We start from the raw sequence: 22,598 nt of genomic DNA, 5'->3' as shown, positions 1-22,598 counted from the left end.
ACGCCTATGTCAGTTTTGCTGATTCCGAACCCCACCAAGGACGCAGGGCTTGCCGTTACGCGGCAGGCTGCTGCTGTGCTGGCCGGGTTGGGCGTACAGGTGTTGATGCCGCAGACCTTCGCGGGTGAGGGCAGGCTTGCCGGGGTACAGTTTTTGCCGGAGGCTGACGCCTATCGCGCGGCGGACCAGGTCGTGACCATCGGCGGCGACGGAACGTTGCTGCGGGCCGGACTCTCCTGTATGCGGCACGGCAAGCCGGTTCTGGGTGTGAACCTGGGCCGCATGGGCTTTCTGGCCACCTGCGAGGTCGCCGAACTGCCCACAAAATTGCAGCGCTTGGCAGCGGAGGAGTTCACCCTCGTGAATCGCGGGCTGCTCCACGCCGAGGTCCCCGCCCACGGCTGGCGGGCCGATGCCATCAATGATATCGTTCTGTTCGGCCAGACGCGGCTGCACCCGATGGATTATAAAGTGTACTGCGACGGCGCGTTTGTGGGCAGCTACCGCAGCGACGGCATGATACTGGCAACGCCAACCGGCTCCACCGCGTATTCGTTTTCCGCAGGCGGGCCGATCTTGGATGTTTCCGCAGATGTGATGGTCTTAACACCGGTCTGCGCCCACAATGTTTACGTGGCACCGCTTGTTTTTGCCGCCAGCCGTCGGCTTGAAATCATTGCCGACGCCGAGAACCGCGACGGCAGCTTTGCCTGCGCGGACAGCAGCGACCAATGTGACCTGCTCCCCGGTGAGCGCCTGTGCATAACGGGCGGCGGGCAGGGCTTACAGCTGATTGCCTTTGACGACGCGGAGCAGTTCCACGCCATAGAGAACAAATTGATGAGGAGATGATCCCTGTGAAAAGTGCACGCCACCAGGCGATTTTGGATTTGATCGAGCAGCACCCCATTGACCGGCAGGAGGATCTGCTGGCCCATCTGCGGGAGGAGGGCTTCGACGTGACCCAGGCCACCGTGTCCCGCGATATCCGCGAGCTGCAGCTGGTCAAGACGGCCACTGCTGACGGCCGCTACCGTTATGTTCCGGCGTCGGCCTCCGGCAAGGTGACGCATTCGCCCAGCCGGTTTGAGATGCTGTTCCGTGAGTCAGTGCTCAAAGTCGATTACGCCGGGAACACCGTGCTGGTCAAGTGCTTTTCCGGTATGGCCAACGCCGCGTGCGAGGTGTTTGACGCCAAGCAGTGGGACAATGTCGTTGGTACGCTTTCTGGCGATGACACATTTTTTATTTTGATGCGCACCCCTGAGGCCGCCGCTGAGATCTGTAAGCAGCTGCAGCAGTACACCCGCCGCGGGTAATCAACAAAACGACAGGGAGGATCTATCCCATGCTGGCAAACCTGAAAATCGAAAATGTTGCCGTTATCGAAAAAGCCGAGGTGAACTTCACCCCCGGCTTTAACGTGCTGACAGGTGAGACCGGCGCCGGCAAGTCCATCCTGATCGATTCCATCAATGCCATTCTGGGCAACCGTACATCGCGTGAGCTGGTGCGCAGCGGCGCGCAGAAGGCCTGCATCTGGGCGACCTTTGAGCGTATCCCTGATTCGGTCAAGAAGCAACTGGAAAAGTGCGGCTATGAAGCCAACGACGACCTGCTTTTGTACCGCGAAATCAACGCCGAGGGCAAGGGCAGCTGCCGCGTGAACGGTATGCCCGCCACCGCCGCCGTCGTGCGGGATATCTCGGCGGGGCTGCTCTCCATCCACGGCCAGCATGACAGCCAGAGTTTGACGAACCCGGCGCTGCATTTGGGGCTGCTGGATCAGTACGCCCAGAACCGTGCGCTGTTTGCCGAGTATTACCGCCGCTACCGCGAACTGGTCACGGTCAAGCGTCAGCTGGACGCGCTGAACGCCAGTGAGTCCGACAAACAGCGCCGCATCGAGGCGCTGACTGCGGAAATTGACACCATTGACGCTGCCGCTTTGCAGCCCGGCGAGGAAAAGACCTTGCAGGAGCGCAAGAATGTCATCACCCACGCCCAGAGCATTTTGGAAGGCATCACCGCCGCACATCTGGCGCTGGCGGGCGACGAGGACGGCGAGCAATCCGGCGCGGCGGACCTGTTGGGCGGCGCGGTGGACGGCTTACAGAACAGCGCCCGGCTGGATGAGACGCTGGCCCCGATGAGTGAGCGGCTGAACGATTTGTATTACAGCGCCCGCGAACTAGCGACCGATCTGGCCGACCGGCTGGATGCCTACGGTTTTGACACCGGGGAGTTGGATCAAATCGAATCGCGGTTGGATACAATTTACCGTATCAAGCAGAAGTTCGGCATGGAGGTCGACGAACTGCTGGCCCGGCGCGAAGCCGCCGCCGCAGAGTTGGAGACCTTCCAGTCCTCAGGCCAGAAAATTGCCGAACTGAAAGCCCAGATGCAGACGCTGTACGCCGCTGCGAAGGAGGCCGCCGAAAAACTGACCCAGAGCCGCCTAAAGGGCTTTGCCGCCATGAACAAGGAAATGAAAGCGGCGCTGGAATTTCTGAATATGCCGGGCATCCGTTTTGCCCTCAAGCACGCGCGGGGGCCGCTGTCCTCCCATGGGCAGGACACGGTGGAATTTTTGATTTCCACCAACCCCGGCGAGGAACCCAAGCCGTTGGCGAAAATTGCCTCCGGCGGCGAGCTTTCCCGCATTATGCTGGCCTTCAAGAGCGCTTTGGCCGACCGTGATGCCCTGCCTACCGTTATTTACGATGAGATCGACACAGGCGTATCGGGTCTGGCGGCGGGGCGTATCGGGCAGCTTTTGCACCAGACAGCCAAAGGGCATCAGGTGCTGTGCATCACCCACACGCCGCAGGTGGCTGCGTTTGCGGACAACCAGCTGCTCATCCAGAAAAACGTCCGCAACGACCGCACGTTTACGGAAATTCATACTCTCGATATGGATGGTCGCGTGGAAGTGCTGGCGCGGATGATTTCCGGCGACAAGGTCAGCGAATTGAGCCTTGCCAGTGCGCGGGAGCTTATCGAAAAGTCGAAATGACGGCGGCGGGCTTGACGTGGGCATCAGCCCCTACAATGCGTAGAGGCACATTCCATATGTGCCCGCCTCTTGACAATCCATTTAGAATATGATACAGTAAACCATGTTAAATGCAGTGATGGGAACCAGTACCCATCTGCCACGCTTCAGAGAAGCCCCGGTCGGTGCAAGGGGTCAGCAGGTGCAGATGGCGAATACAGCCCGGAGCAGCAGGCTGAACGCTTAGGCTAGTAGGCTGTGCCGTGTGCGCACGTTACAGCGTTTGGGTGTACGCAGTCCTTTGTCTGCCGCACCCGCGAAGGCCCGCCGCCGTGAGGGGTGGGCAAACAGAGGTGGTACCGCGAAATTTCGCCCTCTGCCAAATTCACATTTGGCAGGGGCTTTTATTTTTGCCCTTGCCGCAACAAACGGAGGTAAAACCCATGACGATTTACGACGAACTGAAAGCCCGCGGCCTGATTGCACAGGTCACGGACGAGGATGAGATCAAGGAGCTGATCAACAACGGCAAGGCGACCTTCTACATCGGCTTTGACTGCACGGCCGACAGCCTGACCGCCGGTCATTTTATGGCCCTGACCCTTATGAAGCGCTTGCAGCAGGCCGGCAACCGCCCGATTGCCCTGATCGGCGGCGGCACAACGATGATTGGCGATCCCTCCGGCCGCACCGACATGCGCAAGATGCTGACCAAGGAGGACATCGACCACAACGCCGAGTGCTTCAAGCGTCAGATGGAAAAATTCATTGAGTTCGGCGACGGCAAGGCTATGATGCTGAACAACGCCGACTGGCTACTGAACCTCAATTACATCGAGCTGCTGCGCGAGGTCGGTCCCTGCTTCAGCGTGAATAACATGCTGCGCGCCGAGTGCTACAAGCAGCGCATGGAGAAGGGTCTGTCCTTCCTCGAGTTCAACTACATGATCATGCAGAGCTACGACTTCTACCATCTGTTCCAGAATTACGGCTGCAACATGGAGTTTGGCGGCGATGACCAGTGGAGCAACATGCTGGGCGGCACCGAGCTGATCCGCCGCAAGCTGGGCAAGGATGCCTACGCCATGACCATCACGCTGCTGACCGACTCTCAGGGCAAGAAGATGGGCAAAACTGCGGGCAACGCCGTCTGGCTTGACCCCAACAAGACGAGCCCGTTCGAGTTCTACCAGTACTGGCGCAACGTCGGCGACGCGGACGTTCTCAAGTGCATCCGTATGCTGACCTTCCTGCCGCTGGAGCAGATCGACGAGATGGACCACTGGGAGGGCGAGCAGCTGAACAAGGCCAAGGAGATTCTGGCCTACGAGCTGACGAAGATGGTCCACGGCGAGGAAGAGGCCGAGAAAGCCCAGGCCACCGCCCGCGGCCTCTTCAGCGGTGCCGCCGATCATGAGCATATGCCCAGCACGGCGCTGGATGCAGCGCTTGTCAAGGACGGCGCTGTCGGCCTGCTGGCTGCCATGGTAGCTGCCGGTCTGTGCGGCTCCAACCGCGAGGCCCGCCAGCTGGTTCAGCAGGGCGGCGTCCTCGTCGACGGCGAGAAAGTCACCGACCCGAAGGCTGTTCTGACCGTTGACGCGCTGAATAAGGGCGTTGTCATCAAGAAAGGCAAGAAGGTTTACCACAAGGTCACGCTGTAAAGCAAAGTTGCTTCACAGTCAATTTCATCACACACTATAAGCAAACAAGCCCCCTGTCCGCACGGCAAATGTTGTTGGACAGGGGGCTTTTGGTGTAGTATAATGGAACAAATCGGAATTTTGGGAGGAATAAAATTTGAAAGTAAAGAATAAGAAACGATTGATAATATTTTCAACTTTGTATATAGTTGGCTATTTATATTTTTGTATATTTGGTGGAATCAATTATGGAATGAAAATTTCAGATAATCCAGCTCTAGACATCATGATCAGATCTTCCGGCTTTCCTGTTGGTGTACGTAATTTGTCGCTTGTGATATTTATATGGATTATACTCTCTTTTTTTCTGGTGCTTTCTATTTTATGGCAAACAGATTTAGCTGGGCAAAAGTTAAACAGAACAGCTTTGATTTGCTTGGGAATCAACCTACTGTTCACTTGTTTATCGAGAGGTATTGTAGAGAGTATTGTCAGTGGTGTTGCTGAGGGACTTTTTACAATGCTGATAATTGTTGCTGTTCTCTTTGCTATCGTTGGTGTCGCTATAGGAATCACTTATTTCGTACAAAAAAAGAACGGAGTATTGAATTCATATGAGGCATTTTCTGATATTATGACTGAAGATGAGTTTGAACGATGGCAAAAAAGAAAGAATAAAATAAAATAACCAACTTCCAGTTTGTATGATTGGGCATCGAGAATGCCGCCCTCTATACATTTCGGGATATAAACAGTAAAAGGTGCAGCACTTCAAACGGGCTGCACCTCTTTGTATGCTTATTTTCTCAGCACTGCCGCATCAAACGGACGTAAAACTCCACGGCACGACCGACGGTCTCGACGCGGATACGCTCGTTGTTGCCATGCAGGGTACCGCGCTCCTCGGCGGTCAGATCCATGGCGGAGAAGCGGTACACATGGTCACTGATGCGGCCATAGTGACGGCTGTCCGAGCATTGCACCATCAGATACGGTGCTACCAGACAGCCCTTCCAGGTGCCTGCCACAGCGCTGGCGACCTTGTCCCAGGCAGGGCAGTTCGTCTCGCTGATGCGGCTCGGGTTCATGCCCTCCAGCTTTGTGATCTCAACGGCAGGGTCATTGATGGTTTCTTTTAAGTAGGCAAGGGCACTGTCCATCGTGTCCTCAGGGTTCAGGCGCAGGTTGCTGATGAGCGTTGCCTCGGGCGGGATGACGTTGCGGCCCGCACTGCCCTTGGCCTGGGTAAAGGCCACCGTCGTGCGCATCAGGGCGTTCAGCTCGCCGCCGCTCTTACGGCAGATGGAATCCAGCACGCCGCCGAACAGCCAGAGGTTGGCAAAGATCATGCGATAGGGAACGTTGGAGTAACGGCCCAGCGTATCGAACATTTCGGCCACTGGCTTTGTGACGTGCGCCTTGAAGGGGTGGCTCTCGATCTTGGTGCAAGCTTCGCTCAGGGCCACAAGCGGGCTGTGGGGCTTGGGCGCGCTGGCGTGGCCGCCGCCGGACTTGACCTTGTACTCCACGTTCAGCATACCTTTTTCCGCAATGCCGATCAGTCCGCAGGGCTGCTTGACGCCGGGGAACACATCCTCGACGACCGCGCCGCCCTCATCCACAACAAGCGCGGGGGTGATGTGGTTTGCCTCAAACCAATCAACGATATGCACCGCGCCGAGGCCGTTGACTTCCTCGCCGCCGCTGAATGCAAAGTAGATATCCTGCGCGGGGGTGTAGCCCTCGCCAATCAGTTTGTCAGCAGCGGTCAACACGCCGTTAAAAGTAACTTTCGTGTCCAGCGCACCGCGGCCCCAGAGCACGCCATCTTCCAGCACGCCCTCAAACGGCGGCTTCTTCCAGCCTGCCTCGTCAACGTCGACGACGTCATAGTGAGCCATCAATACGGTCGGCTCGGTGTGCTCCTTGCCGGACCAGGTGAACAGCAGGCCACGGTCCGCAAGGCGCTCAACCTTGCAGGTCTTGAAAACGTTGGGGTAGAGCGTCGGCAGGGTATTGATGAGCTTTTCAAACTCGGCATCGTCTTCCAGCGCGTGGTTCGTGTTGGAGACGGTACGGCAGCGGATGAGGGTGCGCAGATTTTCCACGGCCTTGTCACGGTCGATGGTTTCCTCGCCCTCGGGCACAGCGGGGGCAGTGCCCGGCGTAAAGCGGGCCGTGCGCACCAGCACCACGGCGGCCAGCACGACGACAGCCGCCAGAATTAACCATAAAACGATCATTTTGTATTCCTCCTTATGGGCTTAGACCAGGCCCTTTTTGTACAGGATACGCGCCACTACCAGGCTGAAAATGACACCGACCGGCACCATGATACCTACCGTGGACGCATTGAGCGCGGGTACAAAGATGAACAGCACCAGCATCAGCAGCAGTGGGGCCAGCGCCAGGCGGAAGTTTTTGGAAACAAACACCACCGCCAGACCGCCGAACAGTGCGGGTAAAATCTGCGAGAACGCCGGGGCTAGGATGGGGGAGGAGAGCAGCGGTGTCAGCGGGATGATGAGCACCACGCCCACTAAAATAATCAGCGTCGTCACGATGCTTGACACGGCAATGGCGATGGTAGAAATGACCTCACCTTCCTCACTGTTGGACTTGACGCCCGCCCGCTCCATGGCGTCAAGGGCGCAGGGGAGTTTCAGGTTGGAGATGTTACCGGTGACGAAGGACAGGTAGCTGCCGCCCGCGCCGAGCATCGGCACATAGGTAAAAATTTCCACAATGCCGACGGCCCAGTACATAGGCCCGATGGCGATAAAGCCCTTAATGAACGCGGGCCAGTTGACCTGTGCGTGGAAGATGAGCGACACTGCGATCGGGTATGCCACAATCAGCACCAAAAGCGTCAGGCCCCAAATGCGGCCCCAGCGGTGCACACTGTCGACATAGGTTTCTTTCTGTTCCAGAACTGTCTTTTCCATGAGTACCGCTCCTTTCAGCTCAGCCAGTTTGTCAGCGGGATGGACACTGCCATGCCGCACAGCATACTGATGGGCAGCGCATAGTCCTGTATCCAGCGCTTTTTCGTGCGCATGGCCGCCACGCCGCAAATAACCATCACGACCGCCGACGTCAGCATGACGAGCACCGGGATAAGACCCGAGAAATCGCCGTGGGTCACATTCATCACGTCGCTGAACACATAGCCGAGGAAGGCGCTGATCATACCGAGGAACATGGCATTATTAAAGATATCTGCCCAGCGGTGATCCTTTGCGCCCAGTTTCATCATACCACCCTGGATACGCTTGGTCAGCAGCGGCACCAAGACCAGGCCGACCATGATGCCCACCGTCATAACGGCGGCCACCGTGACATAGTCCGACGCCGTAGGGATGGGGGTATTGGTGTCCAGCCCCAGCTCCGTCAGTGAGGTTCCCGCCGCGACGGTCTCATAGGTCAGGGATCCTACGACCGATAGGCGCAGCCACGGCAGGGCGATACCCAGGCTCTTGCTCAGGGAGATAACGCCCACCAGAATGGCCACTGCTGGTGCTACCGTAAAGACGGCCGCCGCCGAAATGGTCTTGCGTATGGTTTCCTGCGGCAGACCGATTTCCCTTGCGCGGTTGACCGCACGCAACAGAAAGAACGCCGACTGTGCCAGCACGAACGCCACAATGATGCCGACCAGCACAAACAGGATCGGCGCGTTCACGTTGAAGTCCATAACACCACACCTTTTCTTTCGCTTTATAGCTTTAAAGCGTTTTTTTAACTTTAACACATTGTTCAAAAAATAGCAAGAGAAAAAGTACATTTTACAGCTACAAATGTTTTTGTTCAGTGGATACTTGCCCCCGCGCCCATTTTGGGCTATAATAGGTAAAGTATAGTTCAGGGAGGCGTCCATGCCCAAAGATAAACTCAAAACCATCTATGTCTGCACCCAATGCGGCGAGACCAGCCCCCGCTGGCTGGGACGCTGCCCCTCCTGCGGGGCGTGGAACACTATGACCGAGGATGTGGTGGCAGAACCCGCCAAGGCATCCGGCGGCAAGGCCGCTGCCGCGCCGCGCGTGACCGGGCAGACAAGCCTGGTGGCACAGAAATTAAAAAACATCAGCACGACCGAGGAAAAAAGCCGCATCATCACCGGCATCAGCGAGCTGGATCGCGTTCTGGGCGGTGGCATCGTCATCGGCAGTGTGACGCTCATCGGCGGCGAGCCGGGCATCGGCAAGTCAACGATTCTTTTGCAGCTCTGCGGCGAGGTCAGCAAGACCCGCAATGTGCTCTATATCACCGGCGAGGAATCGGTGCGGCAGATCAAACTGCGTGCTGTGCGCCTGAATGTGCCCGAGGATAATATCTCGCTGGTCGCCGAGAGCGACGTGGACGAGATATGCGGCCTGATCGAATCGATGAAGCCCGACTTGGTCGTCATCGACTCCATCCAGACGATGCGCTGCACCGATATTTCGTCGTCGTCCGGCACGGTCAGCCAGGTGAAGGAGAGTTCCGCCCGCTTTTTAAGTGTAGCGAAAACGCTGGAAATCCCCACCTTCATCGTCGGCCATGTCAACAAGGACGGTGCGATTGCAGGCCCCAAGGTCATGGAGCACATCGTTGATACGGTGCTTTACTTTGAGGGTGACAAGACCCTGCCATACCGCGTGCTGCGGGCCGTCAAGAACCGTTACGGCTCCACGAACGAAATCGGTATGTTCGATATGACCGGCCGAGGGCTGGCGCAAATCGAGAATCCCTCCCAGGTCATGCTGGAAGGGCGGCCCTTGGGCATCAGCGGCACCTGCGTGGCCTGCGTGATGGAGGGCACCCGCCCGGTGCTGAGCGAGATACAGGCCCTTGCCACCAAGACGAGTTTTCCCAGCCCGCGGCGCACCGCCAGCGGTTTTGACTATAACCGTATGTACCTGCTGCTAGCCGTGCTGGAAAAGCGCGCCGGGTATGCCTTTTATAACCAAGACGTCTATGTCAACATCATCGGCGGCCTGAAATTGGACGAGACCGCCTGTGACCTGCCGGTCTGCATTGCGCTGGCGTCCAGTCTGCTGGACCTGCCGGTGGGGGAAAAGACCCTTGCTATCGGTGAGGTCGGCCTTGGCGGCGAGGTGCGCAGCGTGACCCACCTGGAAACGCGGCTGCGCGAGGCGCAGCGCGTCGGTTTTGACACAGCCATTGTGCCGAAGCACAACCTGAAAATGATTGACCCTTCGCAATTTTCCGGCTTGAAGCTGGTGGGTGTGTCCTACCTGCGGGAAGCCATCAACGCAATAAAATTAAAGTGAGGAATCGACCCATGCCCGAACAGAATGAACAGAAAAAGCCCCAGGCACCGACTTTCAACCCGAAGGTCAAGGAGACGATTGCGGCCTTCAAAGAGGACAACAGCCCCAAAAATCTGAACAATATTTTAAACGAGCTGGTGCGCTCGCCGCTGCTGGCCCCTGCCGTGTTTGATTTACAGGGCCAGCCTGCGCCCAAGCCCGATGCGGATGGCCGTGTGCAGCTGCCCAAGGATACCAAAATCAGTCTGGTCATGGTCAACAGCCCCGAGGGCAAGCACTACTACCTGGCTTTCAGCGATTGGGACGCCGTACACGAGTGGCAGGCCAAGCAGCCCAAGGCTGCGCAGCAGATTATCCTGCTGCGCTTTGACGACTACGCCAACATGATTGCCAAGAACACCGACGCCTCCGGTCTGGTCGTCAACCCCGGCGACAACAGCCTGCGTCTGGAACGCCCGCTCATTGAGTCCGTCAAGAAGCAGAAGGACGAAGTCGCCAAGAAAATTGTGGAAAAAATAGCCGAGCAGAAGGCCCAGCAGGAAGCGCACCGCATCCATCCTGGCGACAAGGTTACGCTGGTGGAGCCCAGCGTGCTGCCTGATGCCATGATCGACCCGGTCTGCGAGGTGCTGGCCGGTGCGCCCGGCGTTGGCTCTGCCTATCTGCAGGTCATGATTGTCAATGGCGAGGCTCGCAGCTACTTACTGGTTCTGGATGGTCCCAAGGACGACAAGCTGTTCGCCGCCGTGGCGCAGGCTGCCCGCCCATACCTGGCCAGCCGTGAGAAGAAGATGGACTTGAACATTACAACGTCTGTTTCTCCGCTGGGCCAACAGGGTATGCGCGGCAGTGAGCCATTCTACCGCAAAGGCATCGGCCGCGTGATTGAGGAGGACGACGACGAATGAGCGTGAAGCGCCTGCTGGACTGCACGCCCAGTGACCTAGCTGCGTACAGCAAAACCGACCTGCTGGCGGCCATCGCAGGCAGCGAAGGCCGCGTGCTGGCCTGTGAGACCATTGGCCTGACGCCGCCGCTGCTGGTGGACGTGACGAACGCCGAGTATGCGGCTTCTTTGAGTGCGGACATTCTGCTTTTGAATATGTTTGATGTGCAGCACCCGGTCATCAATGCACTGCCCAAAGTACCCGAGGAAGAGACTGTGCGGGAAATCAAGCGCCTGACGGGCCGCGTGGTAGGCATCAATCTGGAGCCCTGCGACCCACAAGCCGCAAAAAGCAACGATGGTACGCTGTGGAAGATGAGCAGCGGCCGCCTTGCCACCGCGGAAAACGCCAGCCGTGCTGCCGATATGGGCGTTGATCTTATCGTGCTGACTGGCAACCCTGGCAACGGCGTCAGCAACGAATTGATCGTTGAATCGTTAAAAGATATTTCTGCCGCCGTTGGCGACCGCGTGATGCTGGCCGCCGGCAAGATGCACGCATCCGGCGTAGCAGGGGAAGGCGGGGAACAGATCATGACGCCCGCCGACGCCGAGGCATTTATGGCCGCTGGTGCGGATATCATTCTGCTGCCCGCACCCGGTACCGTGCCCGGCATCACGCAGAATTACGCGCATGATTTGATTAAAGTGGTACACAGCCACGGCAAATTGGCGCTGACCGCCATCGGCACTTCGCAGGAAGGCGCGGACGTCGCCACAATCCGTCAAATTGCGCTGATGTGCAAGATGGTCGGTGCGGATATCCACCACATCGGTGACACCGGCGTGCCTGGTATGGCCTTGCCGCAAAATATCATGGCGTATTCGATTGCCATTCGCGGTGAGCGCCACACTTACCATAAAATGGCGCAATCCATCAATCGATAAAAAATTCCACCCATAGGAAGCATTATTTGCTTCCTGCGGGTGGGATTTTTTGCTTATTGAAGGTTGCGATAGTATTCCGACTGGCCGTCATACAGCGTCTTTTCCTGCAATCTGTCAATCATATTCAGCTTGACCTTAATGACCGCGATCGCGGCCTCATTTTTCTCGGCGTTCCAATCCTGCTTCAGCAGCAGCAAACCGCGATAGTAGTCTTCTGTGCGTTTCATGCACTCGCGCAGCAAGTCAATTTCATCCGGCCGCAGGGAAAGATTGATTTTGCCAACAGTATCCGTTTTCGACTCTTGTTTGGGCTCCTGTGGGACTTCTTGTTTTTTCTTATTGAACAGCGCCATTCGTAACCACACTCATTTCTTTCGGATTAGTTTGACAACGAACACGATAATCGCAATCGGAATCACAATTTGAATAACCAAGGCAATCAACACTGACAGCAGCGAGGTCGTCACGATCAGTGTGCCGATAAGCATACCGCTGATGATGCGCCATACCCACGCAAACACCAGCAGAGCAATAATGCCCAGTAGAATTTTTATGATAGTATCCTTGTTCATGAGTTTGCAGCTCCTTTTTATTTAATCATAGCAGATTTTCTCTAAATTGCAAGATTGATTTTTGGCTTTTGGAGATTGGCAGCCCATACCATGCGGTTGAGGTTTTATGGCCGGGCACAGCTAACTGGCTCCACAGGCCCACGGAGGGCTTGTTTCGGCCTCCCTATATTTCGCTAAATTTGCATTTAGCGAAATAGTATGTTATGCCTTTTACAGAACGTATAAGCCCCTCCTTTTGGCTTTTAGGTTGTTTTGTATGAATATTCACACCTATGCAGAACTGATACACATTGTAATATGCACGACTGTTTGCATTTCTTATAACTCTGTGAAATTGACGTCTCATCCCCAACTGTGCTACAATAAAAAAGCAGAAACGGCATTTCGGCACGTTTCCGCAATCTGAATCTAACTGAGGGCTTGTGTTTTGAGCAGTTATATTGATGTCGTCCACCCGGATCGCCATGCACCGTATCTGGACATCCCCAACGATGTAATTGAATACCTGCATTATCTTGATTTCGTGAAGCTGCGCTCCCCGCGCACTGTCAACGGTTACTATCTCGATCTGCGCGGGTTTTTCCGCTATATGATGCTGCAATGGGATCGCGCGGATGATGCCGCACCCCCCGAGAAAATCGACCTGACTGGCATATCAACCAGGGACATTGCCGGTATCACCAAAAGGGATATTTTTGGCTACCTGGACTACGCCCGCAACGCGGACAACGGCCCCAAGGCCCGCGCCCGCAAATTGAGCGCCTTAAAGGGCTTCTTCCATTATATGTGTACCCAGGTCAACAAACTGACCGCCAATCCCACGGAAAATATCAGCCTGGGCACACCGCAAAAGGCACTGCCCAAGTACCTGACCGAAAACGAAGCCGTTGAATTGTTAAAAAATATACAAAGCGATTTTTATGAGCGGGATTACTGCATCATAACGTTATTTTTAAACTGTGGTATGCGCCTTGCCGAGCTTGTAACCATCGATTTGAGCGATTTTCGCGATGATACGATCCGCATTGTCGGCAAAGGCAACAAAGAGCGACTGGTCTACCTGAACGATGCCTGCTTATTTTCCTTGCAGCGCTATAAAAAAGCCCGCGCTGCCCTGCCGAATCTCGCCGACAAGGATGCCTTGTTCGTCTCCAAACGCACCGGCAAGCGGCTTTCGGCGCGCCGGGTCGAGCAGATCGTCGCACGTTGCCTGCAAAGTGCAGGTTTGAGCGGGCGCGGATTTTCGCCCCACAAGCTGCGCCACACCGCCGCCACACTTATGTATCAGGGCGGCGTGGATATGCTGGCTTTAAAGGAAATTCTGGGTCACGAAAACGTCTCCACAACGCAGATTTACACCCACATCAACCGCGACCAGCTACGCCAGGCGGTGGCCTCTTCCCCGCTGGCCGACAAAACGTTTGAAGAACAGCCGTCAGCGCCCGACCTTGGCAGTGACGAAGGCGAGGAAAGTCCCGACGGCACTGAAAACAGCTGACAGCACCAGCGCCGCGCCGAACCGTACGGCCAGCCGCCGCAGCGTGCCAGGCGTTTCCCGCGTGGCGCGGCCGCATATAACATTAAACAGTTCCCCTGCCAGGCGTGCCGACCAGCCCGCCAGCCACAGGCAAAAAAACAGCGTTGCCGCGTCGGAAACGATTGTTGCTAATCGGTACTGCACCAGCCCCGCCGCACCGTTCACCGCTGCCACCGAGGCCGCGCAGTAGCCCAGGAACACGCCGCGCGCCGCAAACAGCAGCACCAACAGACCCACGCCCAACACACAGAAGCCGCACAAAAATACTGCAGTCAGCTGTAAAAAGCTCACCGAAAATTCTGTCCCGAAAATTGCTGCGACCGCTGCATTTTCGGGACTTTTTGTGTAATACGCCGCCAGCTGCTGCCCCAGCGCCGAAACACCGCCCCGCCCCAGCCAGATGCCCGGCAGGTAGCCAGCCAGGAACATCGTGCCAAACAGCCACACCGCACCGCTGTGCGCCGTTCCCGCGCACTCTCGGCGCGGTCGTTCTGCCCGCCGGGGCAGCAGCAAGGCCGGGCGGCGCAGTGTCGTCTGTGCCGCCCGCATCAGCGGCTCCCCCGCAAGGCCGCCAGCGCACCGCCCAACAGACCGCCCAGCAGCAGGGCCATTGGCAGCATGGCGTTTGCCCCCTGCCAGTCCAGCTCACCGCTGGCTGCCAATGTCGCCGCCATCAGGCAGACCGTATAAAACGTACCACAGCCCAGACCGCAGAGCAGCAGCTTCTGTTTCAGCCTGCCCGCCAGTACCCGGGCCGATACCGCCGCACCGATTGCCGCCGCCATACACGCCATTGGGCGCACCGCCGCCAGCGGCAGACCCGTGTGGGTCAGCAAAAACGCTCCCAGCGCCAGCAGCACCATACACGCCCCCACGCCGCAGCCAAAGGCAAGCAGCACTGCCATCACAGCCGGATTTTTTGCCGCAGCTCTGCCTTGTTTCGGTCTTTGCAGATTTTTTCCACCCATAACAAAACGCCCCCTTGCACAGTCAACACTATGCAAGAGGGCATTAGTTTTATGTCAGATTACTTCTTGACCGGGGTGGATTTGCTATCCTTGCCGGCATCCAGCTTCTCCACAGAGGAAATTGCAGTGCGGCGGAAACGAATCTTGGTGCGGTCGCTGCCAGTCTCGATGACGATGGTGTCATCCTTATCAGCGATGGCGCAGACGATGCCGACAATGCCGCCAATGGTGGTGACCTTATCGCCGATCTCAATAGAGCTGCGCATGGCGGCGTCCTTCTTGTCCTGGCGCTTCTGCGGCAGGTAGATCAGAATGACCATGAAAACGATAATGAGAATCATCGGCAGGAAGCTGATGAGCATTTCGGCAGTGGTAGCCGTGCCGGTAGCGGCATCCAGGAACTGAATCATAGCAAGTATACTCCTTAAAAATAACGATTTCTTCTATTATATCGAATATGTGCGCATTGTGCAAGCGTTTTGCACGAAAAATCAGATGCGGGTGTCAAGTTTATGCACATAGGTGTCGTGGAACTGCTGGAAGGTGCCGTTGTCCAGCGCCTCACGGATGCGCTCCATCAGGTGGTTGTAAAAATACAGGTTGTGCATAACGGCCAGACGCATCCCCAGCAACTCGTCCGCTTTCTGCAGATGGCGAATGTACGCGCGGGAGAAGTTGCGGCAGACCGGGCAATCGCAGTGCGGGTCAATGGGCGACTCGTCGCGCTCGTATTTCAGGTTCTTGATGTTGATGATGCCGTCCCAGGTGAACAGGTGGCCGTGGCGGGCGTTACGGCTGGGCATAACGCAGTCGAACAGGTCAACACCGCGGTAGACGCCCTCGATGATGTTGCCCGGGGTGCCGACGCCCATCAGGTAGCGAATCTTGTTTTTCGGCGCAAACGGTTCAACAGCAGAGATAACATCGTACATGACCTCGGCAGGCTCGCCCACCGCCAGACCTCCGATGGCATAGCCGTCCAGATCATACTCAGCAATCTGCTTCATATGCTCGACGCGCAGATCCTCAAACGTGCAGCCCTGGTTGATGCCGAACAGCAGTTGATCCGGGTTGACGGCCTTTTCCTCGTGCTTGAGGCGGTTCATTTCGTCCTTGCAGCGCAGCAGCCAGCGTGCCGTGCGGGCACAGCTGTTCTTGGCGTACTCGTAGGTGGCCGGGTTCTCAACGCATTCGTCAAAGGCCATGGCGATGGTGGAGCCGAGGTTCGCCTGAATCTGCATGCTCTGCTCCGGCCCCATGAAAATGCGGTGGCCGTCGAGGTGGGAGTTGAAGGTGACGCCCTCCTCGGTGATATGACGCAGCTTGGCCAGGCTGAACACCTGGAACCCGCCGCTGTCAGTCAGAATGGGGCCGTCCCACTTGGTAAACTTGTGTAGGCCTCCCATCTCGGCCACGAGCTTGTCACCCGGGCGCAGGTGCAGATGATAGGTATTGCACAGCATGACCTGTGCGCGGATATCCTTGAGATCCAGCGCCGACAGGCCGCCCTTGATGGCGGCGGCTGTGGCGACGTTCTGGAACGCCGGGGTCTGTACCGTACCGTGGACCGTGGTAAACTCACCGCGGCGGGCGGCACCTTCCTGTTTGATAAGGCGGTAAGGCATAGGTTTCTATCTCCGTTTTTAAAATGATTCATCCGAAAAAGGCGGCACAGGGGGCTTTTTTCCCTGCACCGCCTAATAGATTATTATAAAAGAAAAATCGTGATTCGTCAACCGTAAAACGGAAGCCCAACGACCCTCGCACGGAATTATTTTACCATATAACGCAAAATGGTTTTGAGCTTGCTTTTTTCTGTGCGGTTGGCGTTATTCAGATAGATTTCCCTGTGGCAGCTTTCCGCACGTATCAGACTGAGAGCGCGTGTAAATTTGTCCAGCATTGCAAAAGACACTGGCTCATCATCATACGCGCCAATGTGCAAAATCTGCACGCAGGTTCCGCCCTGCACGATTTCAAAGCGGATTTCTTCCAAGAGCGGGTTCGGCTTTTTGACTTTTGCGCATTCCAAAGCAGCATCTTGGATTCGATTCCGCAACGGAATCACGCATAAACTCATGTACTAATGTTGCATGAAAAATCGGACAGAATTTTGTGTTCTGTCCGATTTTTATTTTCAACTACGGGTTAAATGATACATATACGGGTTTTTTACCTAGTAAGGATGCGATTTGCCCCATCTAAAGCAGCGAAAAAGGCCCCAAAATCCGAAGATTTCAGGGCCCAAAGAGGCTGATTTTATGCGGTTTTGCGGGTTATTTGAACAGACTGTGAGGATGTGTTAAATCCTTACTTAATGAACATCGCATCACCAAAGCTAAAGAAGCGATACTTTTGCTCGACAGCGACCTTATACGCTGCCATGGTCTTATCATACCCATAGAACGCGGCGATCAGCATAATGAGCGTGCTCTCCGGCAGGTGAAAGTTCGTAATCATGCCATCGATGGCGTGCAGCTCGATACCGGGATAAATAAAAATGCTGGTGTTGCCGCTGCAGGGTACAATCTTGCCGTAGCGGTCCCAGACGGATTCCAGCGTGCGGCAGCTCGTGGTACCCACAGCAATAACACGGTGCCCGGCGGCGCGGGTGTCGTTGATGAGCTTTGCGGTCTCCTCGCTGACAGAGTACCACTCGCTGTGCATTTGGTGGTCCTCGATGGATTCTTCGTTCACTGGGCGGAAGGTGCCAAGACCGACGTGCAGCGTGACCTCGGCGATGTTGACACCGCGGGAGCGGATGGTGTCCATCAGCTGCGGGGTAAAGTGCAGGCCCGCCGTAGGCGCAGCAGCGCTGCCCAGCTCCTTCGCATAGACGGTCTGGTACTGGCTCTGATCCTCGAGTTGCTTCGTGATGTAAGGCGGCAGCGGCATCTTGCCAAACTCGTCCAGTTTCTCGTACAGCGTCTCGGTATCGTAGGTGAACGTCACGTATTTGTTGCCGTCGGGCATCGTCTCGTCCACCACAGCGGTCAGGCTGCCGTCGCCGAACTCGACTTTCGTGCCGGGCTGCATACGCTTACCCGGTCGGGCCAGGCACTCCCAGGTGTCGCCCTTGACCTGGCGCAGCAGCAGCAGCTCACAAACCGCACCCGTGGGAACCTTGGTGCCCATCAGGCGGGCAGGCAGCACCTTGGAGTTGTTGACGACCAGCAGGTCGCCCTTTTCCAGATAGTGCGGCAGTTCGTGAAAGACCGAGTGCAAGATTTTGTCATTTTTGCGGTCCAGCACCATCAGGCGGGCAGCATCGCGGGGATTGGCGGGTTCCTGGGCGATGAGTTCTTTCGGCAGGTCATACCAGAAATCTTTTTTCAGCATATTTTCTCATCCTTTTTCACTTTAAAGCGCTATTGTCTTGACATTCCTATGCAGGAATATTATAATGAATCCAAACACAGAGGCGCGAAGCACATCAGTACCGTTTTCCTTATCCCCTTGCCAAGGGCGGAAACCGGGAAAGGGTCCTTCGCCGAAGGTGATGCGCGGCACGCATCCGCCTGGGTCCGCAGCCAAACAGGTGCGGGACTGTCACACTGTAAATCAGTGTGTTGCGCTGTGTTATATGCAATATGATATTATATTGCATTTTGTGCCGGTTTTCAAGCCGGTTTTTTTATTATCTGTGCAAATTTTTACGGGAACTCGCATAGATATAAGGAAGGGTATCGTGAAAGGAAGGTCTTAGTCAGGATGAAACAGTACAATGTTGGTGTTATCGGTGCAACCGGTATGGTCGGCCAGCGCTTTATCACGTTGCTGGAAAATCACCCCTGGTTTAATTTGGTTGCCCTCGCGGCCAGTGCACGCAGCGCAGGAAAAACCTATGAGGAAGCCGTCGGCAGCCGCTGGCTGATGCAGACTCCCATGCCCGAGAGCGTTAAAAAGATGGTCGTGCTGGACGCCGCCAACGTGGAAGAAGTCGCCTCCAAGGTCGATTTCGTGTTCTGCGCCGTCAACATGAAGAAGGACGAGATCAAGGCGCTGGAAGAAGCCTACGCCAAGGCCGAGTGCCCGGTCGTGTCCAACAACAGCGCCCACCGTTTCACCCCTGATGTGCCGATGGTCGTGCCTGAGATTAATGCTGACCACATCGAGATCATCCCCGCCCAGCGCAAGCGCCTGGGCACCAAGCGCGGCTTTGTGGCTGTCAAGTCGAATTGCAGCCTGCAGAGCTATGTGCCTGCCCTGCATCCGCTGCGCAAGTATGGCATCACCGACGTGCTGGTCTGCACCTACCAGGCCATTTCCGGCGCTGGCAAGACGTTTGATACCTTCCCTGACATCCTCGACAACGTCATCCCCTACATCGGTGGCGAAGAGGAGAAGAGCGAACAGGAGCCGCTGAAGCTGTGGGGCCGCATCGAGAACGATAAGATCGTTCCTGCCACTGCGCCCCGTTTTACGGCCCAGTGCCTGCGTGTGCCGGTCTCTGACGGCCACATGGGTGCAGTGTTCGTGCGCTTTGAAAATAAGCCCAGCAAGGAAGAAATCTTGCAGGCCTGGAAGGAGTTCCACGGCCCGGCACAGGATTTGAACCTGCCCAGCGCCCCGAAGCAGTTCCTGCATTACTTTGAGGAAAACGACCGCCCGCAGCCCAAGCTCGACCGTATGCTTGAAAACGGCATGGCTGTCAGCATCGGCCGCCTGCGCGAGGATACCCAGTACGATTACAAATTTGTCTGCCTGTCACATAACACGCTGCGCGGTGCTGCCGGCGGCGGTGTGCTGCTGGCTGAACTGCTGGCCGCCAAGGGCTATTTTGACTGATTTGCTGCGCCAAGCAGCTTTGGTGTAAGGAGAAATTCGTATGAAGAAACCCGTTTTTACAGGAGCCGCCGTGGCCGTCATCACCCCGATGAACGCAGACGGCAGCGTCAACTATGACGAGCTGGGCTGCATCATTGAGGACCAGATTGCCCATAGCACTGACGCCATCGTCATCTGCGGCACGACCGGTGAGTCCCCGACACTGACCGACGAGGAGCATACCGAGTGCATCCGCTATACGGTCAAAAAGGTTGCCGGGCGCGTGCCTGTGATTGCGGGTACCGGCTCCAACGATACCAAGTACGCCATCTGGCTGTCCCAGCAGGCTGAGGCCGACGGTGCCGACGCCCTGCTGCTGGTCACGCCCTACTACAACAAGACCAGCCAGGCAGGCCTTATCGCCCACTACACGGCCATTGCGGACGCGGTGCACCTGCCCTGCATCCTGTACAATGTGCCCAGCCGCACCGGCTGCAGCCTGACCCCCGCCACGCTGGCCGAGCTTGCCAAACACCCGAACATCAACGCCGTGAAAGAGGCCAGCGGCAACATCAGCCAGGTGGCTGAGATTGCGGCGGCCTGTGGGGATAACCTGAACATCTACTCCGGCAACGATGACCAGATTGTGCCGCTGCTGGCACTGGGCGGCAAGGGCGTCATCAGCGTGCTGTCCAACGTCGCGCCCCAGTACACCCACGACATCTGCGCCAAGTGGTTTGCAGGTGACACCGCCGGGAGCCTGTCCATGCAGCTGAAAGCCCTGCCTCTCATCAAGGCGCTGTTTGCCGATGTAAACCCCATCCCGGTCAAGTGGGCCATGAACCGCTTGGGCTGGCAGGCCGGTGAATGCCGTCTGCCGCTGGTCGCCTCCTCTGCCGCTGTGCAAGCACAGCTGGAAAACGCCATGCAGGATTTCGGCCTGCTGAAATAATTTCACAGCCGACCCACTGCATTTTTGCGGGTCGGCTTTTCGCTTTTTTCACGAAAGGACGTAACAATGACGGATATCATCATTCAGGGCATCTATGGCCGCATGGGCCGCGCCCTGCTGGAAAAAATCGGTGCGCGTGACGACTGCCGTGTCGTGGCCGGTGTTGACCGTGAGGCGGGCAATGTGGGCGGCATCCCGGTCTACGCAGGCTTTGCCGAGCTGCCCTGCAAGGGCGTTATCATCGACTTTTCTTCCCCCGCCGGGGCGGTGGCCGCCGCACAGTACGGTGCCAAGAACGGCCTGCCCTGCGTCATCTGCTCCACCGGCCTGTCCAAGGAGGATGAGGCCGTGCTGGAGGCCGCCAGCGCCAAGGTGCCCATCTTCCGCAGTGCAAATATGTCGGTGGGCGTGAATGTGCTGATCGAACTGGCCCGCCAGGCCACGAAGATCCTTGGCGGAGAGTTCGACATTGAAATTGTCGAGAAGCACCACCACAACAAGCTGGACGCCCCCAGCGGCACGGCACTGATGATTGCCGATGCTATCAACGCCGAGGCGGGCGGCAAGTATGAGTACGTCTACGACCGCTCCCAGGTGCGCCAGAAGCGCGGTGCGCAGGAACTGGGTATCAGTTCCATCCGCGGCGGCGGCATTGTGGGCGAGCACGATGTGCTGTTCTGCGGCCCCGACGAGGTCGTGACCCTGAGCCACAGTGCAGGCAGCCGCGGTGTTTTTGCCGATGGTGCCGTGCAGGCCGCGCTCTACATTGCAGCGCTGGCCCCCGGTTACTACACGATGACCGACCTGCTGCGGGGTAAACTCGTATGCGAATGAAAGGCAACGACCTTGCCGCCTGCCTGGTAATTGCACTGGGCGTGGGCGGTACGATAGTCGGCTCCCTGCTGGCCCCAGTCAATGAGCCTGTGACCCTGCCTGCCGTCAATCCGCAGCCGGTCATGATGGAAACGCCTGCCCCGGAACCCACCACTGCACCGGAGCCAACGCCCGAGCCGACACCCACCGTGGAGACTGTGCATTTTTCCGCGACCGGCGACGACCTGATCCACGACGGTATTTTCTTGCAGGCGAAAGAACGAGGCGGCGACCACTACGATTTTGACGCCGCCTATGCCGCGATGCAGGGCTACTACGACCAGTTTGACGTGAACTGGCTCAATCAGGAAACACTTGTCAACGATGAGTTTGCCGCCAGCGGCTACCCGATGTTCTCAACGCCCGGGGCCATCACCGACACGCTGTATAATCTGGGATTCCGGGTATTCAGCCTGTCCAACAACCACAGCTACGACAAGGGTGCGGCAGGCATTGAGGCTTCCATGGCGCACTGGGCCGCCATGCCGGACGATGTCGTCACGATGGGCTTTTACAATCTCAGCACCTACGACGACTACGTCTACCAGACCGTCAACGGCATCACTTTCGGCTACCTATCCTACACCGAACACACGAACGGCCTGCCGACGCCCTCGGGCGCGGAGTACGGCGTTGTGTACCTCGACGACCGGGAGACGATTGCCAAGCAGATTGCCGATATGCGCCCCAACTGTGATGTGCTCATCGTCAGCGCCCACATGGGCACCGAAGGCACGCACGAGATCAACGACTTCCAGAAGCAGACCGCCCAATGGCTGGCTGATCAGGGCGTTGATGTTATCATCGGCACCCACCCCCATGTGGTGCAGAACGCCGAATGGCTGACCGGGGCCAACGGCAACACGACCTTTGTGGTGTACAGCCTGGGCAACTTTATCAACGCCCAGTCCTCGGCCGACAATACCATCGGTGCGATTCTGGACGTTTACTTTGACAAAACGACCCAGCCGGACGGCAGTTCCAGCATCACGATACGCGACCCGAAGCTGCACTGCGTCATCAGCCAGTATGAGGCCGGCTACAAGAATATCCGCGTCATCCCGTACAGCCAGTATACCGACGAACTGGGCGCAGCCCACGGCGTGTTTACCCTCTCCCGCGCATACATTGAAAGTGTGCTTTACGGTGCGATTGATGAGCAGTTTATTACGTTGGATTAA

Annotated in this window: 24 protein-coding genes, 1 riboswitch and 1 other annotated feature; of the genes, 13 read left to right on the top strand and 11 right to left on the bottom strand. The window is 56.9% G+C overall.

Annotation, left to right across the window (positions count from 1 at the left end):
* Positions 1–6 precede the first annotated feature (6 nt).
* The 5 genes from ACZO0A_RS02225 (at position 7) to ACZO0A_RS02205 (ending at position 5,326) form a co-directional block, all read left to right on the top strand.
* Complete coding sequence (locus tag ACZO0A_RS02225; RefSeq protein ID WP_291230514.1) at positions 7–852, top strand: NAD(+)/NADH kinase; 846 nt, start codon at positions 7–9, stop codon at positions 850–852.
* Complete coding sequence (locus ACZO0A_RS02220) at positions 849–1,319, top strand: arginine repressor (protein ID WP_215691976.1); 471 nt, start codon at positions 849–851, stop codon at positions 1,317–1,319. The genes ACZO0A_RS02225 and ACZO0A_RS02220 overlap by 4 nt, the downstream gene beginning before the upstream one ends.
* 29 nt (positions 1,320–1,348) lie before the next feature.
* Positions 1,349–3,016, top strand: coding sequence for a DNA repair protein RecN (recN, locus tag ACZO0A_RS02215; RefSeq protein WP_291230516.1), 1,668 nt, complete (start codon positions 1,349–1,351; stop codon positions 3,014–3,016).
* 106 nt (positions 3,017–3,122) lie between these two features.
* Positions 3,123–3,375: a binding site (T-box leader), on the top strand.
* Between the two features lie 63 nt (positions 3,376–3,438).
* A complete protein-coding gene (tyrS, locus tag ACZO0A_RS02210; RefSeq protein WP_302375591.1) occupies positions 3,439–4,659 on the top strand; it encodes a tyrosine--tRNA ligase in 1,221 nt (406 codons plus the stop codon).
* A 136-nt stretch (positions 4,660–4,795) separates the two neighbouring features.
* On the top strand, positions 4,796–5,326 hold the full coding sequence (locus ACZO0A_RS02205) for a hypothetical protein (RefSeq protein WP_178845557.1): 531 nt from the start codon (positions 4,796–4,798) through the stop codon (positions 5,324–5,326).
* Positions 5,327–5,444: 118 nt separating this feature from the next.
* Here the strand turns inward: ACZO0A_RS02205 and ACZO0A_RS02200 are convergent, their stop codons facing one another.
* The 3 genes from ACZO0A_RS02200 to ACZO0A_RS02190 are packed head-to-tail and all read right to left on the bottom strand — an operon-like array spanning position 5,445 to position 8,332.
* On the bottom strand, positions 5,445–6,881 hold the full coding sequence (locus ACZO0A_RS02200; protein ID WP_486845988.1) for a M20/M25/M40 family metallo-hydrolase: 1,437 nt from the start codon (positions 6,879–6,881) through the stop codon (positions 5,445–5,447).
* Between the two features lie 21 nt (positions 6,882–6,902).
* Positions 6,903–7,583, bottom strand: coding sequence for a hypothetical protein (locus ACZO0A_RS02195; protein ID WP_215691969.1), 681 nt, complete (start codon positions 7,581–7,583; stop codon positions 6,903–6,905).
* Between the two features lie 14 nt (positions 7,584–7,597).
* Entirely contained in the window at positions 7,598–8,332 is a 735-nt protein-coding gene (locus ACZO0A_RS02190) for a DUF5058 family protein (RefSeq protein ID WP_291209524.1), read from the bottom strand.
* Positions 8,333–8,513: 181 nt separating this feature from the next.
* Here ACZO0A_RS02190 and radA point away from each other — a divergent pair, with 181 nt between their 5' ends.
* From radA to ACZO0A_RS02175, 3 genes are read left to right on the top strand one after another with little or no spacing between them, the layout of a single operon-like run.
* On the top strand, positions 8,514–9,914 hold the full coding sequence (gene radA / locus ACZO0A_RS02185) for a DNA repair protein RadA (protein ID WP_486845987.1): 1,401 nt from the start codon (positions 8,514–8,516) through the stop codon (positions 9,912–9,914).
* 11 nt (positions 9,915–9,925) lie between these two features.
* Positions 9,926–10,822 (top strand): enhanced serine sensitivity protein SseB C-terminal domain-containing protein, encoded by an 897-nt coding sequence (locus ACZO0A_RS02180; protein WP_294780862.1) that lies wholly within the window; start codon positions 9,926–9,928, stop codon positions 10,820–10,822.
* Positions 10,819–11,748, top strand: coding sequence for a DUF7916 family protein (locus ACZO0A_RS02175; protein ID WP_215691965.1), 930 nt, complete (start codon positions 10,819–10,821; stop codon positions 11,746–11,748). The genes ACZO0A_RS02180 and ACZO0A_RS02175 overlap by 4 nt, the downstream gene beginning before the upstream one ends.
* A gap of 53 nt (positions 11,749–11,801) precedes the next feature.
* Here ACZO0A_RS02175 and ACZO0A_RS02170 read toward each other — a convergent pair whose 3' ends face one another.
* Together ACZO0A_RS02170 and ACZO0A_RS02165 are read right to left on the bottom strand one after the other, a co-directional pair.
* Positions 11,802–12,101 carry a hypothetical protein gene (locus ACZO0A_RS02170; protein ID WP_294717876.1) on the bottom strand — a complete coding sequence of 100 codons (300 nt, stop codon included), beginning with the start codon at positions 12,099–12,101 and terminating at the stop codon, positions 11,802–11,804.
* Positions 12,102–12,113: 12 nt separating this feature from the next.
* A complete protein-coding gene (locus ACZO0A_RS02165; protein WP_291230530.1) occupies positions 12,114–12,320 on the bottom strand; it encodes a hypothetical protein in 207 nt (68 codons plus the stop codon).
* A gap of 427 nt (positions 12,321–12,747) precedes the next feature.
* Between ACZO0A_RS02165 and ACZO0A_RS02160 the strand changes: the two genes are divergently transcribed.
* Complete coding sequence (locus ACZO0A_RS02160; RefSeq protein WP_302375580.1) at positions 12,748–13,818, top strand: tyrosine recombinase XerC; 1,071 nt, start codon at positions 12,748–12,750, stop codon at positions 13,816–13,818.
* On the opposite strand, the gene ACZO0A_RS02155 is transcribed toward ACZO0A_RS02160, so the two are convergent.
* The 6 genes from ACZO0A_RS02155 to queA form a co-directional block, all read right to left on the bottom strand.
* Complete coding sequence (locus ACZO0A_RS02155; RefSeq protein WP_302375578.1) at positions 13,756–14,406, bottom strand: hypothetical protein; 651 nt, start codon at positions 14,404–14,406, stop codon at positions 13,756–13,758. The two genes, ACZO0A_RS02160 and ACZO0A_RS02155, sit on opposite strands and share 63 nt — an antisense overlap.
* The gene (locus ACZO0A_RS02150) at positions 14,406–14,762 is read right to left on the bottom strand and encodes a TIGR04086 family membrane protein (RefSeq protein WP_302492937.1); all 357 of its coding nucleotides are present in this window, start codon (positions 14,760–14,762) and stop codon (positions 14,406–14,408) included. The genes ACZO0A_RS02155 and ACZO0A_RS02150 overlap by 1 nt, the downstream gene beginning before the upstream one ends.
* Positions 14,763–14,884: 122 nt before the next feature.
* A complete protein-coding gene (gene yajC / locus ACZO0A_RS02145; protein WP_291209531.1) occupies positions 14,885–15,235 on the bottom strand; it encodes a preprotein translocase subunit YajC in 351 nt (116 codons plus the stop codon).
* Between the two features lie 81 nt (positions 15,236–15,316).
* Positions 15,317–16,450: a tRNA guanosine(34) transglycosylase Tgt gene (tgt, locus tag ACZO0A_RS02140; protein WP_291209532.1), complete on the bottom strand. Its 1,134-nt coding sequence runs from the start codon at positions 16,448–16,450 to the stop codon at positions 15,317–15,319.
* 146 nt (positions 16,451–16,596) lie between these two features.
* Positions 16,597–16,857, bottom strand: coding sequence for a GyrI-like domain-containing protein (locus ACZO0A_RS02135; protein WP_302375573.1), 261 nt, complete (start codon positions 16,855–16,857; stop codon positions 16,597–16,599).
* A gap of 278 nt (positions 16,858–17,135) precedes the next feature.
* On the bottom strand, positions 17,136–18,164 hold the full coding sequence (gene queA, locus ACZO0A_RS02130; RefSeq protein ID WP_302375571.1) for a tRNA preQ1(34) S-adenosylmethionine ribosyltransferase-isomerase QueA: 1,029 nt from the start codon (positions 18,162–18,164) through the stop codon (positions 17,136–17,138).
* A gap of 69 nt (positions 18,165–18,233) precedes the next feature.
* A riboswitch (Lysine riboswitch) is annotated at positions 18,234–18,410 on the top strand.
* Positions 18,411–18,536: 126 nt separating this feature from the next.
* Here queA and asd point away from each other — a divergent pair.
* The 4 genes from asd to ACZO0A_RS02110 all read left to right on the top strand — a co-directional run bounded on the left by asd (position 18,537) and on the right by ACZO0A_RS02110 (position 22,598).
* Positions 18,537–19,613, top strand: coding sequence for an aspartate-semialdehyde dehydrogenase (asd, locus tag ACZO0A_RS02125; protein ID WP_291209536.1), 1,077 nt, complete (start codon positions 18,537–18,539; stop codon positions 19,611–19,613).
* Positions 19,614–19,653: 40 nt separating this feature from the next.
* On the top strand, positions 19,654–20,544 hold the full coding sequence (dapA, locus tag ACZO0A_RS02120) for a 4-hydroxy-tetrahydrodipicolinate synthase (protein WP_302375568.1): 891 nt from the start codon (positions 19,654–19,656) through the stop codon (positions 20,542–20,544).
* Positions 20,545–20,610: 66 nt separating this feature from the next.
* Positions 20,611–21,378: a 4-hydroxy-tetrahydrodipicolinate reductase gene (dapB, locus tag ACZO0A_RS02115; protein ID WP_302150229.1), complete on the top strand. Its 768-nt coding sequence runs from the start codon at positions 20,611–20,613 to the stop codon at positions 21,376–21,378.
* Positions 21,369–22,598, top strand: coding sequence for a CapA family protein (locus tag ACZO0A_RS02110; protein WP_302375566.1), 1,230 nt, complete (start codon positions 21,369–21,371; stop codon positions 22,596–22,598). The genes dapB and ACZO0A_RS02110 overlap by 10 nt, the downstream gene beginning before the upstream one ends.

This window comes from Gemmiger sp. (assembly GCF_057431175.1).
This window is presented reverse-complemented; position numbering and strand designations above follow the sequence as displayed.

Bases quoted from the DNA above. Each gene is read 5' to 3' on its own strand.
- ACZO0A_RS02225 (WP_291230514.1), top strand. From the start codon at position 7: ATGTCAGTTTTGCTGATTCCGAACCCCACCAAGGACGCAGGGCTTGCC.
- ACZO0A_RS02220 (WP_215691976.1), top strand. From the start codon at position 849: ATGATCCCTGTGAAAAGTGCACGCCACCAGGCGATTTTGGATTTGATC.
- recN (WP_291230516.1), top strand. From the start codon at position 1,349: ATGCTGGCAAACCTGAAAATCGAAAATGTTGCCGTTATCGAAAAAGCC.
- tyrS (WP_302375591.1), top strand. From the start codon at position 3,439: ATGACGATTTACGACGAACTGAAAGCCCGCGGCCTGATTGCACAGGTC.
- ACZO0A_RS02200 (WP_486845988.1), bottom strand. From the start codon at position 6,881: ATGATCGTTTTATGGTTAATTCTGGCGGCTGTCGTCGTGCTGGCCGCC.
- ACZO0A_RS02195 (WP_215691969.1), bottom strand. From the start codon at position 7,583: ATGGAAAAGACAGTTCTGGAACAGAAAGAAACCTATGTCGACAGTGTG.
- ACZO0A_RS02190 (WP_291209524.1), bottom strand. From the start codon at position 8,332: ATGGACTTCAACGTGAACGCGCCGATCCTGTTTGTGCTGGTCGGCATC.
- radA (WP_486845987.1), top strand. From the start codon at position 8,514: ATGCCCAAAGATAAACTCAAAACCATCTATGTCTGCACCCAATGCGGC.
- ACZO0A_RS02180 (WP_294780862.1), top strand. From the start codon at position 9,926: ATGCCCGAACAGAATGAACAGAAAAAGCCCCAGGCACCGACTTTCAAC.
- ACZO0A_RS02175 (WP_215691965.1), top strand. From the start codon at position 10,819: ATGAGCGTGAAGCGCCTGCTGGACTGCACGCCCAGTGACCTAGCTGCG.
- ACZO0A_RS02170 (WP_294717876.1), bottom strand. From the start codon at position 12,101: ATGGCGCTGTTCAATAAGAAAAAACAAGAAGTCCCACAGGAGCCCAAA.
- ACZO0A_RS02165 (WP_291230530.1), bottom strand. From the start codon at position 12,320: ATGAACAAGGATACTATCATAAAAATTCTACTGGGCATTATTGCTCTG.
- ACZO0A_RS02155 (WP_302375578.1), bottom strand. From the start codon at position 14,406: ATGCGGGCGGCACAGACGACACTGCGCCGCCCGGCCTTGCTGCTGCCC.
- ACZO0A_RS02150 (WP_302492937.1), bottom strand. From the start codon at position 14,762: ATGGCAGTGCTGCTTGCCTTTGGCTGCGGCGTGGGGGCGTGTATGGTG.
- yajC (WP_291209531.1), bottom strand. From the start codon at position 15,235: ATGATTCAGTTCCTGGATGCCGCTACCGGCACGGCTACCACTGCCGAA.
- tgt (WP_291209532.1), bottom strand. From the start codon at position 16,450: ATGCCTTACCGCCTTATCAAACAGGAAGGTGCCGCCCGCCGCGGTGAG.
- queA (WP_302375571.1), bottom strand. From the start codon at position 18,164: ATGCTGAAAAAAGATTTCTGGTATGACCTGCCGAAAGAACTCATCGCC.
- asd (WP_291209536.1), top strand. From the start codon at position 18,537: ATGAAACAGTACAATGTTGGTGTTATCGGTGCAACCGGTATGGTCGGC.
- dapA (WP_302375568.1), top strand. From the start codon at position 19,654: ATGAAGAAACCCGTTTTTACAGGAGCCGCCGTGGCCGTCATCACCCCG.
- dapB (WP_302150229.1), top strand. From the start codon at position 20,611: ATGACGGATATCATCATTCAGGGCATCTATGGCCGCATGGGCCGCGCC.
- ACZO0A_RS02110 (WP_302375566.1), top strand. From the start codon at position 21,369: ATGCGAATGAAAGGCAACGACCTTGCCGCCTGCCTGGTAATTGCACTG.